Annotated in this window: 1 pseudogene; it reads right to left on the bottom strand. The window is 45.7% G+C overall.

The annotated features are described in order from the left end of the window. Positions 1 to 639 (bottom strand): annotated as a pseudogene (locus tag AK963_RS34280) (ISKra4 family transposase); the annotation flags it as partial.

The following is a 639-nucleotide window of genomic DNA, read 5'->3' as shown; positions in this document are numbered from 1 at the left end:
ATAACTCCAGTTTTCTCTAGCCCCGTCAGCTACCCCGATGTATGTGGCATTTGGGTAGAGTCGTTTTAGATCTGCAATCTCCTCGTCGAGCTTGCTCATAAAGCTTTGTTTACCATACTCTGGCGAACTGGCTTTATATATCGTGTGGAGCCTGTCTCCATCTGCAGAATATAGGCTCAATGTCCCACACATGGCTTCCCTCCAGCCTTCTTCACAAAGCAGCATGCAGGTTCCATCCAGACCAATGGCTATTGTTTCAACAGGCTCTTTTAGTGGAGGAAGGTGGTAGTGAGTGTCTTGCTGGTCTTCAATTAATGCACCTACTCTGTCCGATAAATGCTTGATATAAGAATTTGAAAGCGTCCTTTGATGGTTGGTCTCAAAATCTTCTTTTACCGCAGGCGCTGGCATCTGGCTGTATTTCCAGGCGATAGACTTGGCAAATTTGGGTGTAGCTGAACCAATAATACCGGCACGAAGATCAAGTGCTGCCAGAGTACTGCCACCTCTGACACCCTGATATACGGAGCGCTCCAAAGGTATACGACCGTATAAGGTTTCATAGTGCTTAAGAACCTTTCCTTTGTAGTTCCACTTCTGCTGATTAACGACGATAGGTTCTTTATTGGGTGATTCAAA

Source organism: Endozoicomonas atrinae (assembly GCF_001647025.1).
GTDB lineage: Bacteria > Pseudomonadota > Gammaproteobacteria > Pseudomonadales > Endozoicomonadaceae > Endozoicomonas > Endozoicomonas atrinae.
Note: the sequence above shows the minus strand (reverse complement) of the source record. Positions and strands in the feature narration are given on the sequence as shown.